Source organism: Erwinia sp. 1181_3, assembly GCF_052824965.1.
Map to the genome: position 1 here is coordinate 58,675 of NZ_VTDE01000003.1, position 14,820 is coordinate 73,494.

Below are 14,820 nucleotides of genomic sequence, written 5' to 3' on the forward strand. Positions count from 1 at the left end.
AATGTCGCACACGCTGTTTATCGCAGATCTCCATCTGTGTACTGAAGAACCGGCAATCACTGCCGGTTTTCTGCATTTTTTACGCCGTGAAGCACAGCATGCTGATGCGCTGTACATTCTCGGTGACCTGTTTGAAGCCTGGATTGGCGATGACGACCCGAATCCGCTGCATGCGGAGGTCGCGACGGCTCTGCGCCAGTTGGCTATCCCTTGCTACTTTATTCACGGCAATCGTGACTTCCTGGTGGGCAAGCGCTTTGCAACAGCCTGCGGTATGACGCTGCTGCCGGAAGAGCAGGTGCTGGATCTGTATGGCAGACAGGTGCTGATAATGCACGGTGACACGCTGTGTACTGATGACGAAGGCTATCTGCGCTTTCGTGCCAAAGTACAACAACGTTGGTTACAGACGCTGTTCCTCGCCCTTCCCCTGTTTGTGCGCCAGCGTATCGCGCTGAAAATGCGCGCCGGAAGCCGCGAAGCTAACAGCAGTAAATCCCAGTCGATCATGGATGTGAATCCCCAGGCTGTTGTGAACGTGATGGCCCGCCATCAGGTTCAGTGGCTGATCCACGGTCATACTCATCGCCCTGCAGTGCATCCTCTGCTGATCAACGGGAAAGCGGCTGAACGCCTGGTTCTGGGGGCCTGGCATGAAGAAGGCTCGATGATCAAAGTCAGTAGCGATGAAATAAGCCTGATTTCCTTCCCGTTCTGATTCAAAAACCTGGCGAAACCCGCCGCTATTTCGCGCCACGCAACCGTTTTCCTTGCCGCTCAGTCGTGATATTCTCTGTGCCCTTCCCACCTGGTAAGCCTACAGCGCCATTCAGGTGAAGTATCACAATCACAGGAGTCAGACCCGCATGTCATCCAACGCCGCACCGGCCCGCATTGCTATTGTTATGGGTTCCAAAAGTGACTGGGCAACCATGCAATTTACCGCGGAAATTCTCACCAGCCTTGATGTTCCGTTTCACTGCGAAGTGGTGTCTGCACACCGCACGCCGGACAAACTGTTCAGTTTTGCCGAACAGGCAGCGGATAATGGCTATCAGGTGATTATCGCAGGTGCAGGCGGCGCGGCGCACTTGCCGGGTATGCTGGCAGCAAAAACGCTGGTTCCGGTACTGGGCGTGCCCGTGCAGAGTGCCGCACTGAGCGGTGTCGACAGCCTGTATTCTATTGTGCAGATGCCACGCGGCATTCCTGTGGGCACGCTGGCGATTGGCAAAGCCGGTGCCGCCAATGCCGCCCTGCTGGCCGCACAGATCCTCGCGCTGCATGATGCCGAACTGGCAGGCCGCCTGAATCACTGGCGCCAGACCCAGACCGATGAAGTGCTGAATAACCCGGACCCACGGGTGGATGCATGAAGCCGGTCTGTGTATTAGGTAACGGTCAGCTGGGACGGATGCTGCGCCAGGCGGGTGAGCCGCTGGGCATTGCCGTCTATCCGGTGGGCCTGGATGCGGAACCCGACTCCCTGCCCATTGCGCAGAGCGTGATCACTGCCGAAATCGAGCGCTGGCCTGAAACGGCATTAACCCGTGAACTGGCCAGCCATAACGCCTTTGTGAACCGCGATATCTTCCCGCTGCTTGCCGACCGTCTGACCCAGAAGCAACTGCTGGACCGACTGGGTCTGGCAACCGCGCCGTGGCAGTTGCTCTCCAGTGCAGATGAGTGGGCGCAGGTGTTCACCACACTCGGTTCCATTGCCATCGTTAAGCGCCGCACCGGCGGCTATGACGGACGTGGCCAGTGGCGCCTGCGTGCAGATGAAACCGCATCACTGCCTGCTGATTGCTACGGCGAGTGTATTGTTGAGCAGGGAATTAACTTCTCTGGTGAAATGTCGCTGGTCGGCGCACGTGGCCACGATGGCCGCACGGTGTTCTATCCGCTGACGCACAACCTGCATCAGGACGGTATTCTGCGCACCAGCGTAGTATTGCCGGATGTGGATGCGCAGCATCAGCAGCAGGCCGAGCGTATGCTCTCCGCCATCATGAACGAACTGAACTACATCGGCGTGATGGCGATGGAGTGTTTCGTGGTACCGGAGGGTTTGCTGATCAACGAGCTGGCACCACGCGTACACAACAGCGGTCACTGGACGCAGAACGGCGCATCGATCAGCCAGTTTGAGCTGCATCTGCGGGCTATTCTGGACCTTCCACTGCCAACGCCTGTCGTCAACACACCCTCGGTGATGGTCAACCTGATTGGCACCGACGTCAATCTGGCATGGCTGGAGCAGCCGCTGGTGCACCTGCACTGGTATGAGAAGGAAGTGCGTGCCGGGCGTAAAGTGGGCCACCTGAACCTGTCTGACGTCAGCCCACTGGCCCTCAGCCATGCGCTGAACGCGCTGGTGCCGCTGCTGCCGGAAGAGTACGCCAGTGGGATTGCCTGGGCGGTTGAGAAGCTGGATTAATCCCTTTACCTTGCGGGCTGACCGAAACAGAAGGTCAGCCCCTACAGCCGCCTGCCCCATTAATGAATGCTAAATTCTGAAAATGGCGAGTGCCTGACTGTACTAAAGTACAGCTACATTCTCGGCACTTATGGTCTATGCTCCCTGCTATAAAAAATAGTACACATCTAGTCCCTTTTCAGTCTTTAGCCGCATACTTTGTCCACACCAGGGAACCCGTTTACAGGGTTTCCTTTACTTTTTGTTATACCTTTCACCTTCAATGAAGATCTCACTCTTCTTAATACTCCCCAGATTAGCCGGATAACAACAACCATGGTAATATCTTTACAGTAAATTAAGGATAAGGAATTTTACAGGGAGAGTATAATATGCGTGCTGATTTTTTTAACAATTCAACTATCAATTCCATTATAAAGCGTCATATTGAAAAAGAGCTATCGAGCTTCAATAAAATAAAATATGTTTACGCGATCATGAGCAAAAGCAATCCTGCCGATGTTTCTATTATTTCTAATCGACAAGAATGGTTCCGCATCTATAAACAAAACAACTTTCAGTTCATTGATCCGGTTGTCATCACCGCATTACACCGCATTACACCTTTTTCATGGGATGAAAATTTCCTACTCAGTCAGGGCATCAAGTCACTCAGCTTTTTTGACATGGCCCGAAATCATGACATTATCAATGGTTACACTTTTGTTCTCCACGATCAATACAACAACCTGGTTATGCTTTCGCTTTTTTCAGAAAATGAATATGACAATGACATCGAAGATATTGTCCTGGAAAATAAAAGTAAACTTCAGCTTCTGTTGATATTAACCCACGAGAAAACAACATACCTGTATCAGAAACTACAGATTGACAGTGATTTCGAAAAGATGAATAACAGAAATATATTTTCTCATCGTGAAAATGAGATCATATATTGGGTCAGCATAGGGAAGTCCTATCAAGAAATAGCGATTATTACCGGGGTGAAACTGACAACAGTGAAATATCATATTGCCAACGCTGTGAAAAAATTAGGCGTTAACAACGCAAAGCATGCCATCCGTCTTGGCGTAGAGATGAAACTTATTCGCCCTGTATTCCCTGACAAAGAGGATAATAACTAAGGTCCGCAGTAAACAGGCCGGCTTTCACCGGCCTCCTTTCACTATCCTGCGTAATACCCTCTGAACAGCGCTTTCCCTTTCAGCAAGCGCACACCCAACCAGCCGCCGCACAATGAGAGCAGCAGCGCGCCGGTCAGCGGCAGCACCAGCCACAGCACGAAATCAGGCTGCCACGGGAAGTCGAACACTTTGCGTTGCAGCCCCCACAGCGCCACTTCGGCACCAATAGCCGCTGCAATACCGGACACCACACCAAGTAGCGCAAACTCGCACCACAGCGTACCGCGCAGCAGCTTCTTACTGGCACCCAGCGTACGGTAGACCACCAGCTCCTGACGTCGCTGACGCATGCCCACCTGGATTTGCGCCAGTAACAGCAGCACGCCGCAGGCGGTCACCAGGATCACCATAATCTCCAGCGCCTGGCTGACCTGCGCCAGCACCTGCCCTATCTGCTTCAGGATACTGCCAATGTCCAGCAGACTGAGCGTCGGGAACTGACGATTAAGCTGTGCCAGCGTGGCATTGTCATTATCCATACGGAAGCTGGTCAGCCACGTTTGCGGCTGTCCATCAAGCGCGCCCGGAGGGAAGATAAAGAAGAAATTCGGCTTCAGGCTTTCCCAGTCGACTTTGCGCATACTGCTGATTTTCGCGCTGAACTCCTGAGTATCACCGGTAAAGGTCAGCGTATCTCCGAGCTTCACGCCCAGACGGTTTGCCAGCTCCTGCTCAATGGACACCTCCCCATTTTTTGGCGGCCAGCTCCCCGCTGTCATCGGGTTGTGATCCGGCAGATCCTTCAGCCAGGTCAGGTTCAGCTCGCGGTTCAGGGATTCATCCTGCGCCGGATCGGCAGGCTGCTGATTGATCCCGGTCAGGCGTACTCGCGCTACAGGATAGAAGGTTTCTGCCTTCACCTGATGCTGTTGCAGGAAGGCCTGCACCTGCGGCACCTGCGGCTCGGTAATATTTAACAGGAAGTAATTCGGGCTACCCGGCGGCAGTTGCTGCTGCCAGCGATCCAGCAGATCGCCACGCATCACCAGTAGCAATGCCAGCAGCATAAACGACAGCGAAAACGCCGCCAGCTGGCTGAGCGTGGTCCAGGGCTGACGCAGCAGTCGGTTCACCGCCAGACGAAAGGCCAGATTACGCAACGTCAGACGGCGCAGCAGCAGCAGGCCGCCCCAGCCAATGGCACCCAGCAGCAGCGACAACAGCACAATACCTGCCACCAGCGCCCACAACAGTTTGCTGCCCCCCACCAGCAGAGCCAGCAGGCCAATCACCACCACCGCCATCGCAGGCAGATACAGCTTCAGCGGCCAGATATTCGCCACGGCATCGCGGCGCAGGACGCGCAGCGGTTGGGTCGCCAGCAGTAAGCGATAAGGGCGTAACCCGACCAGCAGGGAGATGACAAACAGCGATCCCACCGCCCACAGCCACGGCCAGGCACTGGCGGCAGGAAGCTCACCCGGCAACACCGGACGCAGCATCCGCAGCAGCAGTGCTTCAAAACCCAGCCCAATGGCACTGCCCACCACCGCCGCCAGCAGCAGCACTGCCAGCCACTGGCCGATAATCAATTTACGCAGTGCCGTGCGGTTAGCCCCGAGCGTTTTCAGTACCGCCACCAGATCGTAGCGGCTGCGACAGTAATGGCTCATCGCCACGGCCACGGCGGCAATCGCCAGCATCAGCGTCAGCAGTGCTGACAGCAGCAGGAATTGCTGGGCGCGCTGCATGGATTTCCCCAGCGCATCCTCACTGTTTTCCACGCTGATCCAGCGCTGGTCGGGCGTCAGCCGCGCTTCAATATAACGGTCATAACGCGCCAGTTGCGCCGGAGTGCCGGAGAATTTATAGCGCCAGGTGATGCGGCTGCCGGGCTGGATAGCCCCGGTTTTCTCCACATCGGCCAGGTTCATCAGCAGACGCGGTGCGGTCTGGAACGGGTTAAAGCCCGCATCCGGCTCCTGGATCACTTCCCCCCCAATACGCAGAGTGGTATCCCCCACGTCGAGTTGGTCCCCGGCTTTACGCTCCAGCAATGCCAGCAGGCGTGGTGCGGCCAGCACGGTACCCGCTGCGGGTTTCAGCCCGACGGGTGCGGTCGTCAGCTGGCCGAACATCGGATAGAGATCGTCCACCGCCTTTACCGACGCCAGCTGCGGGGTCTCTCCGGCAAACGTCATGGTCATAAAGCTGAGCTGACGCCCTACCTGCAATCCGTCAGCACGCGCCTGCGCCAGCCATTCATCAGGCACGGCTTTGCTGCTGCGCAGCGTGCGGTCACCCGCCATAAAGTCACGGCTCTGTTGGCTTAAGCCTTTTTCCATACGGTCACTGAGTGAGCCCAACGCCAGCACGCAGGCCACCGCCAGCGTTAACGCCAGCCAGACAATCAGCAGCGAGGGCGATTTCCACTCACGCCAGAACCAGCGCCAAATCATGCTTCCTCCCACAGCTTGCCATCACGCAGCCGCAGCCGACGATCGCAGCGCGCCGCCAGCTGTTCATCATGAGTGACGAGGATCAGCGTGGTGGCATAATCACGGTTCATCGAAAAAAGCAGATCGGCAATACGGTCACCCGTTTTGCGATCAAGGTTACCGGTCGGTTCATCGGCAAACAGCAGCGCCGGGCGGCCGTTAAAGGCGCGGGCCAGCGCCACGCGCTGCTGCTCTCCGCCAGAAAGCTGAGCAGGAAGATGGCTGAGACGCTCGCCCAGCCCAAGTTGCGCCAGCAGTGCGGCTGCCTGCTCACGGCTCTGACGATCGCTTTCACCACGCAGCAGTGCCGGAAGCTGGACATTTTCCTGAGCATTCAGGGTCGGCACCAGCATGAACGACTGGAAAACAAAGCCGACATTCTTCGCCCGTAATTCAGCCCGCTGCTCCTCGTTCATCTTGTGCAGCGGCTGGCCGAGCATCATCACCTCTCCTTCGCTGCCGTCGTCCAGCCCGGCCAAAATTCCGAGCAGCGTCGACTTACCCGATCCCGATTCACCGATCAGGGCGAGGGTCTCAGCCGGTTTGACAACCAGCTCAACTCCGGTAAGGATGGAAAGCTGATGCTCACCCTGACCGACGGACTTACTAAGACGATGAACTTCAAGAATGTTTTCCGCTGGCATTACCCTTTCCTGTTCTTATTGGCTTTTATGACGCTGCGCGCAACGGCGGCAGATACGCTGCTGGTACTCGGCGACAGTCTGAGCGCCGGTTACCGCATGTCTGCCAGTGCTGCATGGCCTGCGTTACTCAATGATAAATGGAAAAAATCCCCCACCATTATTAACGGTAGCATAAGCGGTGACACCGCGACGCAGGGGCTGGCTCGTCTTCCTGCACTGCTGAAACAACATCAGCCGCGCTGGGTACTGATTGAACTGGGTGGTAATGATGCATTACGCGGTTTTGCCCCACAGCAGGTGGAGCAGGACCTGGATCAGGCGATTAAACTGGCGCTGGCCGCCAAAGCGCAGCCGATTCTGATGCAAATACGTATACCGCCAAACTACGGCAAGCGTTATACCGAATCCTTTGCGGCTATCTACCCCAAACTGGCTCAGGAACACGCCATTCCGCTGCTGCCGTTCTTTATGGAACAGGTTTATCTGAAACCGGAATGGATGCAGGACGATGGCATTCATCCTAACCCTGCGGCCCAACCGTTTATTGCCGACCTGATGGCTAAAAACCTGGCTCCCCTAGTTAAGCATGAGTGACCCGGCTCTGAGTGCCGTGACAGGTAAAGTTATGCAAAAAAGTATTGTTATTACGGGCAGTTCCAGCGGGATTGGCCTGGTGGCAGCCAACGATCTGCTGCGCCGTGGCTACCATGTTATCGCGGCCTGCCGTAAACCGCAGGATGTCGAACGCATGAACGAACTGGGTTTTAGCGGTGTCTTGCTGGACCTGGATGACGCCACCAGCGTCGAGCATGCTGCCGGGGAGATCCTTGCGCTGTGTGATGGCCGCCTGGCAGGCCTGTTTAATAACGGGGGCTTCGGCGTTTATGGTCCCTTGCAGTCGGTATCGCGTCAGCAGCTAGAACAGCAGTTCGCCACCAATCTGTTCGGTACCCACCAGCTCACTATCCTGCTGCTGCCTGCGCTGATCGCCGCCAGCGGGCGCATTGTGAATACCAGTTCGGTGATGGGACTGATCTCAACACCAGGGCGTGGTGCCTATGCCGCAAGTAAATACGCGCTGGAGGCCTGGTCTGATGCCCTGCGGATGGAGCTGCACAGCAGCGGTGTGCGCGTCAGCCTGATTGAACCAGGGCCAATTCATACCCGCTTTACCGATAACGTCCGGCAGGCGCAGCAGGATAAACCGGTGAAAAATCCCGGGATCGCCGCCCGCTTTACGCTGCCGCCGGAGGCGATTCTGCCGAAGCTGCGGCATGCGCTGGAGAGCCGCCACCCACGTTTGCGCTATCCTGTGACGATGGTGACCCATGTCATTACGCTGTTGCGCCGTTTGCTGCCAGGCTGGATGATGGATCGGTTTTTACGCCAGAATTAGTCGCCGGGCCTTGAAGCATCGCCCCTCGCCCCAATACAGTAAGAAACTTACGTGAAAAGAGACGAATTCATGTCACCACAAGCCGCTATTGTCGAAATTAATGAAGCCAACCTGCAACAGACGCTGGAACAGTCGATGCAGATCCCGGTGCTGTTTTACTTCTGGTCAGAACGCAGCCAGCACTGTCAGCATCTGACGCCGCTGCTGGATCGTCTGGCGCAGGAGTATGCCGGGCAGTTTGTTCTGGCAAGGCTGGACTGTGACGCGGAACCAGCGGTTGCGCAGCAGTTTGGACTGCGTTCCATCCCGACGGTCTACCTGTTCCAGAATGGTCAGCCGGTCGACGGTTTCCAGGGTCCGCAGCCGGAAGAAGCCGTGCGTGCCCTTTTAGAGAAAGTGCTGCCGAAAGAAGAGGAGCTGAAAGCCCAGCAGGCGATGCAGCTGATGGACGAAGGCAAACTGATTGAGGCTCTGCCGCTGCTGAAAGATGCGTGGGCACTGAGCAACCAGCGCAGCGACATCGGTTTCCTGCTGGCCGAAGTGCTGATCGGGCTGACCCGCAGCGAAGAGGCCGAAGCGGTACTGAAAGTGGTGCCTTTGCAGGATCAGGATACGCGCTACCAGGGTCTGGTAGCACAGATCGAGCTGCTGAAGCAGGCGGCGGACACACCCGAAATCCAGCAACTGCAACAGCAGATCGACGCTGATCCGGACAATGCCGAACTGGCTACCCAGCTGGCATTACAATACCACCAGGTCGGGCGCAACGAAGAAGCGCTGGAACTGCTGTTCTCTCATCTGAAGAAAGATCTCGCCGCGGCCAACGGTCAGGCGCGTAAAATTTTGCAGGACATTCTCGCCGCGTTGGGTACCGGCGATGCGCTGGCGGCGAAATACCGTCGTCAGCTCTACTCTCTGCTCTACTAAAACACAGCAGGCCGGTGGCACACCCATCGGCCTGCCGTATATCAATAACATCCCGGCTCCCCTTCCCTCTGCTCGTACTCTGTAGCACTCCCCACCATCATTAGTCTTAATCCAGTCTGAAAGAAAATATATCTCTGTTAAAACGGATACCTGGGCCTGATTTTTGAGTCACGCTATTTACCCTGCCATGAACTGACCTTGACTCACCTTCCCCGTGAAGAATGGCCTGCACCGCTGACGCCCACAAGACTAACTAAAGACTAATAAAATCAAACACTCACTATAAAGACTTATGGGCAATAAAAAATACCGTCAAAATATTGACTAAAGTCAATTAACAGAGACAACAACAAGACTAGCATTACTCACATAGCGAAGTCACAACAAGTGACACGCCACAGAAAAAAAAGCCACAACAAAGTCAAAAGGATAATGACAGTTAAATCTGCGTGGTCAGTATCAGAATTCTGATATCGCAACGTTATTAACCCTTCATATCTACTGGAAAAAATCATGAAACGCACGATGATCGCGCTTACTGCCCTGGCCGTTCTCTCCTCTTTTAATACATCTGCTGAAGATCAGTCCCACGCCTTTAATGATGCAGTATCAACTCTGCATCAGTTGCAGGAGCAAGAAAAAGACAATCTGGCACATTACAACGAAACGGACAGCCGGGACGGAACAGGTCGCTTTAACGCCGATGGATCTTTCAATAAAAAATTAGCGATGGACAGTGACAAGACCACCGCCGATCGTCGAGCTGCACAGAGACAAGTCAACGGAACAACGTATCGCAATCAGGTACAACGGCAGCAAGACAACGCTGAGGGCGCAGCACGAACCAAAATGAATCAACAGCGCACACGTCAGCAGGTGATCGCGGGCGGAGTGGCGGAAGTGTCCGCACAGATCCAGCAGCAGAAGGCTGCCGCCTTCGCAGCCGATCTTGCGAACAAGGCTGCCCGGCGTAATGAACGCGTCAACCATGATGACCGTTTACTGGGCGCAATGGCCCGCCAGCCAATGGCGACCCTGACCCCTTCTTTAGCGGCCATTGGCCCGAACCAGCGGAAAAACTCAGATATGGCAGTGGCGCTGGCGGATGCCCGTCAGGCTGATGCAGACAGAAGAGCCAAAGAGGCGACAGCCTATAACCGCAATGCCACTGCTGATAAACTGGGTCAGCAGATGCAGCAGCAGAAAATGGTGGATCACGCCCGGATTGCGCGTGATGCCGCCATTGCTAACTTCGATGCGCAGCAGGCGGTACGGGATCAGCAGGCCATTAAAATGTCCGGAATGGCCCGCCAGCCAATGGCGCCCCTGAGCCCGGCAGTGAACATCGGTGTCAAAACACCCGTCCAGTCGATGCCCTCAGTCATCTTAAATAAACCCGTCTCCGTCTCGAAAATCACGTTCGCTACCGGCAAAGGTAACGCCGGAGGTCAGGGCGGCCATGCTTCACACGGTGGTTCTGGCAATCGCGGTGGCGATAATGCGCACAGTGCCGCTTTTGGTGGTCACGGTTACGGCCATGACAACTCGCGCTCCGAAGGTTTCGGTGGTCATTCGCACTTCCACTAAAAGTGCACAGGCTTTTCCAATGGGTCAGGTCATCACCTGACCCCTTTCGAAACGACAATGGAGAGTGACTCAAATGATACCGGAACACCTGGCGCTGATTGCAGAAGCGCGTTCGATCTTGCTTAAGGCGCTCTCGGACAGCGAACAGTATCGAAAAGAACATCTTTCAGCCTGCCTGCAACTTTCACAGGCAGCGAGCCACGCACTCTCGCTTACGATAAAACTGGAGCGAGGGTCTGCTGCAGAACAGATTAATTATGCGGAACTGCTTGAACGACAGATGGTCTCTGTTCGGGCCTGTCAGGCAACATTAACGAAATTATCCCATGGGGTAACGCAATGACCCGATTTTCACAGCCGATTGAAGACAAGGTAAACGTTGAGAAACATCACCGGATGATGGATCACATCTCATCAGAGTTCGGGGATGAAATGTTAAGGACGATTCTGTTGCTGAATGCCCGTCTGATGACGTTGAGTATGGATGATCTGAAGTCAGTGGTGGTCAGCGTTGTTGCCCGGGATGATGCAAAGCTCACGATGAAACGTGACAGCACCGGAATTGACCTTAAAATCGGATTTTAACGAAGGTAGTCTGTTAAAAAGTCTCTGCATTGCGTTGCCCTGTTCTTCGCTCACAGGCCGCTGACTTTCACACTAGAAGATATGATATTATGACTTCCCCCGGGAAACAGGAAGTTAATAATATGTCACATATTTTCTTTGAGTTTGATCTTGAGCCTGGCGTGAAGTCAGTGGCCGATTTGAACTATGTCCTTCGTGATAGTGACAAAAAAACAGCATTTGTGATGAGTGCCGAGGTGGCAAAATTTGTCAAAGATGCGCTGATCATTAATGACACGATTATCAGTTTTAAACATTGCTGCTTCGCCTTCGATAAAGGCGCAGAGTTCGTCGAATTTGACCGCAAAGGTCAGTCGGTACGTTTCTCTGAACCTGTCCCCGCCTGGTTTATTAAGCCAGCCCTGTTTGCGCGGTCCGACTGGCTGGATAATCATGCGCTGGCCGATCTGCCTGCTCCTGAGTTCATCAAAGCCTTCAATGAGAAGTTCCCGGATCTGCAGGAGCGCAGAAAGCACGCGGATTACCTTTTTGACCTTCAACTGCACAAGATAACCTCGCCTCATCAGGAAGCCACCAGAACGGTGGGAAACACCAGCGGTAAATCAACCAAACCCAAAGTCACCGATCTGGGGTCATTCCAGCTGTTTCAGCAATTCTTTGACAGGCTTAAGTCTGCGGTAATGGCAGATGAGTTCCCCACCCTCAACGTTTTGACGGCATCTGAGAATGTGAATAACGTGCCAGGCAGCTATCGCCAGGCACTGCGTACCGCGATGAAAGCAGTGACCAACGAGTTGCCCGTCAACAATAAGCGCCAGGCCGCAGGCAATCCGGCCCTGTTCTGCGCCCCTATTCGCGACAAAATTGCCGAGATTGAAGCGATTGGGCTTGAGCCCTATTACCAGGCATTGTCAAAAGCGATCGCACAGGCCGAAGGCAGCTACATTGCTGATTTCTCTTTCCAGTTCGCCAGACAAAAGAGTTAAGCGCTAACAATACCAACAACAGCGGGATGGCGCTGTCATGGGTGTTACAATATCATCAGATAAGGTGCAACCCGGTAGCGCTGTGCTCTGGTGGACGGATTCGAGTGTCGAAAGGGCGTTCGGGCTAAAGGGTCGCCCAGTAAAGTGATGAATAATAACAATCTGGAGGTTATTTTTATGTTGGCTGTGATTCCCGTCATTATCATTCTGGCCCTGATCCTCGTCTGGTCAGGTATCAAAATCGTCCCACAAGGTTTTCAGTGGACCGTTGAACGCTTCGGCCGCTATACCAACACACTCCAGCCCGGCCTGAATCTGGTGATCCCGTTTATGGATCGCGTGGGCCGTAAAATCAATATGATGGAACAAGTGCTGGATATCCCCTCGCAGGAGATCATCTCTAAAGATAACGCCAGCGTCACCATTGATGCCGTGTGCTTTATTCAGGTGGTTGACCCGGCACGCGCCGCCTATGAGGTCAGCAATCTTGAGCTGGCAATCATCAACCTGACGATGACCAACATGCGTACCGTGCTGGGATCGATGGAACTGGATGAAATGCTGTCGCAACGTGACAACATCAATACCCGCCTGCTGCATATTGTCGATGAAGCGACCAACCCATGGGGCATCAAAATTACCCGTATTGAGATCCGCGATGTTCGCCCACCGGCTGAACTGATCGCCTCGATGAACGCCCAGATGAAAGCCGAACGAACCAAGCGTGCCGATATTCTGGAAGCGGAAGGGGTTCGCCAGGCCGCGATCCTGCGTGCTGAAGGGGAAAAACAGTCGCAGATCCTGAAAGCAGAAGGTGAACGTCAGTCTGCATTCCTTGCTGCGGAAGCGCGCGAACGTAGTGCTGAAGCCGAAGCGCAGGCAACAAAAATGGTATCTGAAGCCATTGCCGCCGGGGATATTCAGGCGATTAACTACTTTGTAGCGCAGAAATATACCGATGCCCTGCAAAACATCGGCTCCTCCAGCAACAGTAAAGTGGTGATGATGCCGCTGGAAGCCAGCAGCCTGATGGGATCCATTGCCGGGATCAGCGAACTGCTGGGCGAAAGCAAAGCGGAGCGTAACCGCCGATGATCGATGAACTGCTCGCTAACCCGTGGTGGCTATGGCTGACCTTCGGCGGCCTGCTGCTGGCGGCGGAGATGCTGGGTGCCAGTGGTTATCTGCTGTGGAGCGGCGTTGCTGCCGTGCTGGTCAGCCTGCTGGTATGGCTGGTGCCCATGCCATGGGAGTGGCAGGGGCTGAGTTTTGCAGTACTGACCATTCTCGCTGCACTGTGGTGGTATCGCTGGCTTAAGCACCGCGACCGCCGAAATCCTCCTTCGACGTTGAATCAGCGGGGTCAGCAGATGATTGGCCGCCAGCTGACGCTGGATGCCGGGCTGGTCAATGGCTTCGGGCATGTGCGTATTGGTGATGGTAACTGGCGCGTCCAGGCAGAGGAAGATTTGCCCGCCGGAACCCAGATCACCGTGGTAGCGGTCGAAGGGATCACGCTACGCGTTGTCCGTCGTGGGGTTTAACCCTGCTTAGCGCTGTGACAGCATCCGGCCAGGTGATTAATGATCGGGCACTCGGCGCTGTCATCGCCCGGGCAACTGGCGGCGAGATCGAGCAACTTCTGGCGCATTAGCTGGAGTTCACTGATATGAACTTCGATCTCCCGCACTTTGCTGAGCGTCCTCGCCTTCACATCGGCGCTGTGGCGTTCAGGATCGTTAAACAGGCCGACCATCTCGCGGCACTCATCCAGATTAAATCCGACCTGGCGGGCCTGGCGCAGCAGCGTCAGCTCCTCCAGGTGTTTGGCACTGTAGCTGCGATAGCCATTTTCCGTGCGCAGCGGCGGCGTCACCAGCCCTTTCTCTTCATAAAAACGGATCGCTTTGCTGGTTAATCCGGTTTTCTTTGCCACGTCGCTGATATTCATTATTCCTCCGGGCGGCTTAAGCAGGATCCATAACTAATCCAATTTTCTGTCTCAGTCAAACAACAGGTCTTCGTCCCCTCTACTTTGGTACAGGTTGCTGCCGTTTACTTTGACATCCTGCATGCCAATCACAGACAGTCGACAAAATAAACACGTGAAGAGGACGGCACGATGCAGGAGAGTTTAATGCTGGCAGGGCAAGCTGTTTTGTTGGGAACCGGCGCAACACTGGTAATGGATCTCTGGGCATTACTGCAAAAGCAGTTATTCAAAATCCCCTCTCTGGACTATCGGCTGGTCGGGCGCTGGCTGGGGCATATGCGTCATGGGACGTTTAGCCACTGCACCATTTTGCAAGCCACTCTGGTCAGGGGTGAAGTGGCCGTCGGCTGGGGAGCACACTACTTGACGGGGATAATGTTCTCTGTGCTGCTGATTGTCCTCGTCGGCCCACAATGGCTGTCGGCACCAACATTCCTGCCCGCGTTGCTGATGGGGATAGTCAGCGTAGTCGCACCGTATTGCCTGATGCAGCCTGCGTTTGGCTTCGGCTTTGCGGCGGCCAACACCCCTGCCCCCTGGACCGTACGCTGGCGCAGCCTGGTCGCCCATACCTCCTTTGGCATTGGCATCTGGCTGACAGCATTACTAATGAGTCAGAGTTAACAATCCCCCTGGTGGG

The 14,820-nt window shown here is 54.9% G+C and carries 17 protein-coding genes; 14 read left to right on the forward strand and 3 right to left on the reverse strand.

The window, feature by feature from the left end; translation table 11 throughout:
- The first annotated feature begins 1 nt into the window (after window position 1).
- The 4 genes from lpxH to FY046_RS08610 all read left to right on the forward strand — a co-directional run bounded on the left by lpxH (window position 2) and on the right by FY046_RS08610 (window position 3,564).
- A complete protein-coding gene (gene lpxH / locus FY046_RS08595) occupies window positions 2-718 on the forward strand; it encodes a UDP-2,3-diacylglucosamine diphosphatase (RefSeq protein ID WP_133845706.1) in 717 nt (238 codons plus the stop codon).
- A 148-nt stretch (window positions 719-866) separates the two neighbouring features.
- Window positions 867-1,376, forward strand: a complete 510-nt coding sequence (gene purE, locus FY046_RS08600) for a 5-(carboxyamino)imidazole ribonucleotide mutase (protein ID WP_159337488.1) — start codon at window positions 867-869, stop codon at window positions 1,374-1,376.
- Window positions 1,373-2,440 carry a 5-(carboxyamino)imidazole ribonucleotide synthase gene (gene purK / locus FY046_RS08605; protein ID WP_446185968.1) on the forward strand — a complete coding sequence of 356 codons (1,068 nt, stop codon included), beginning with the start codon at window positions 1,373-1,375 and terminating at the stop codon, window positions 2,438-2,440. The genes purE and purK overlap by 4 nt, the downstream gene beginning before the upstream one ends.
- A gap of 371 nt (window positions 2,441-2,811) precedes the next feature.
- Window positions 2,812-3,564, forward strand: a complete 753-nt coding sequence (locus FY046_RS08610) for a helix-turn-helix transcriptional regulator (RefSeq protein ID WP_446185969.1) — start codon at window positions 2,812-2,814, stop codon at window positions 3,562-3,564.
- 41 nt (window positions 3,565-3,605) lie between these two features.
- Here the strand turns inward: FY046_RS08610 and ybbP are convergent, their stop codons facing one another.
- Window positions 3,606-6,023: a putative ABC transporter permease subunit YbbP gene (ybbP, locus tag FY046_RS08615; protein WP_446185970.1), complete on the reverse strand. Its 2,418-nt coding sequence runs from the start codon at window positions 6,021-6,023 to the stop codon at window positions 3,606-3,608.
- Window positions 6,020-6,706: a putative ABC transporter ATP-binding protein YbbA gene (ybbA, locus tag FY046_RS08620; protein WP_133845711.1), complete on the reverse strand. Its 687-nt coding sequence runs from the start codon at window positions 6,704-6,706 to the stop codon at window positions 6,020-6,022. Before ybbA ends, ybbP begins: the two co-directional genes overlap by 4 nt.
- Here ybbA and tesA point away from each other — a divergent pair.
- From tesA to FY046_RS08665, 9 genes are all read left to right on the forward strand, one after another.
- Window positions 6,677-7,300, forward strand: a complete 624-nt coding sequence (tesA, locus tag FY046_RS08625) for a multifunctional acyl-CoA thioesterase I/protease I/lysophospholipase L1 (protein WP_133845712.1) — start codon at window positions 6,677-6,679, stop codon at window positions 7,298-7,300. The two genes, ybbA and tesA, sit on opposite strands and share 30 nt — an antisense overlap.
- A 31-nt stretch (window positions 7,301-7,331) precedes the next feature.
- Window positions 7,332-8,102 carry an SDR family oxidoreductase gene (locus tag FY046_RS08630; protein ID WP_159337495.1) on the forward strand — a complete coding sequence of 257 codons (771 nt, stop codon included), beginning with the start codon at window positions 7,332-7,334 and terminating at the stop codon, window positions 8,100-8,102.
- A gap of 69 nt (window positions 8,103-8,171) precedes the next feature.
- On the forward strand, window positions 8,172-9,029 hold the full coding sequence (locus FY046_RS08635) for a co-chaperone YbbN (protein WP_133845714.1): 858 nt from the start codon (window positions 8,172-8,174) through the stop codon (window positions 9,027-9,029).
- A gap of 513 nt (window positions 9,030-9,542) precedes the next feature.
- Window positions 9,543-10,616 carry a hypothetical protein gene (locus FY046_RS08640; RefSeq protein ID WP_446185971.1) on the forward strand — a complete coding sequence of 358 codons (1,074 nt, stop codon included), beginning with the start codon at window positions 9,543-9,545 and terminating at the stop codon, window positions 10,614-10,616.
- Window positions 10,617-10,689: 73 nt separating this feature from the next.
- Window positions 10,690-10,959, forward strand: a complete 270-nt coding sequence (locus tag FY046_RS08645; protein WP_159337498.1) for a hypothetical protein — start codon at window positions 10,690-10,692, stop codon at window positions 10,957-10,959.
- Entirely contained in the window at window positions 10,956-11,201 is a 246-nt protein-coding gene (locus FY046_RS08650; RefSeq protein ID WP_133845717.1) for a hypothetical protein, read from the forward strand. Before FY046_RS08645 ends, FY046_RS08650 begins: the two co-directional genes overlap by 4 nt.
- 122 nt (window positions 11,202-11,323) lie before the next feature.
- Window positions 11,324-12,187, forward strand: a complete 864-nt coding sequence (locus FY046_RS08655) for a hypothetical protein (protein WP_133845718.1) — start codon at window positions 11,324-11,326, stop codon at window positions 12,185-12,187.
- 177 nt (window positions 12,188-12,364) lie between these two features.
- Window positions 12,365-13,282, forward strand: coding sequence for an SPFH domain-containing protein (locus FY046_RS08660; protein ID WP_133845719.1), 918 nt, complete (start codon window positions 12,365-12,367; stop codon window positions 13,280-13,282).
- The gene (locus tag FY046_RS08665; RefSeq protein ID WP_133845720.1) at window positions 13,279-13,731 is read left to right on the forward strand and encodes an NfeD family protein; all 453 of its coding nucleotides are present in this window, start codon (window positions 13,279-13,281) and stop codon (window positions 13,729-13,731) included. The genes FY046_RS08660 and FY046_RS08665 overlap by 4 nt, the downstream gene beginning before the upstream one ends.
- Here the strand turns inward: FY046_RS08665 and cueR are convergent.
- Entirely contained in the window at window positions 13,728-14,138 is a 411-nt protein-coding gene (gene cueR, locus FY046_RS08670) for a Cu(I)-responsive transcriptional regulator (protein ID WP_133845721.1), read from the reverse strand. The genes FY046_RS08665 and cueR overlap by 4 nt on opposite strands.
- 186 nt (window positions 14,139-14,324) lie before the next feature.
- Here cueR and FY046_RS08675 point away from each other — a divergent pair, with 186 nt between their 5' ends.
- Window positions 14,325-14,804 (forward strand): DUF2938 domain-containing protein, encoded by a 480-nt coding sequence (locus FY046_RS08675; protein ID WP_238337077.1) that lies wholly within the window; start codon window positions 14,325-14,327, stop codon window positions 14,802-14,804.
- The last annotated feature ends 16 nt before the right edge of the window (window positions 14,805-14,820 follow it).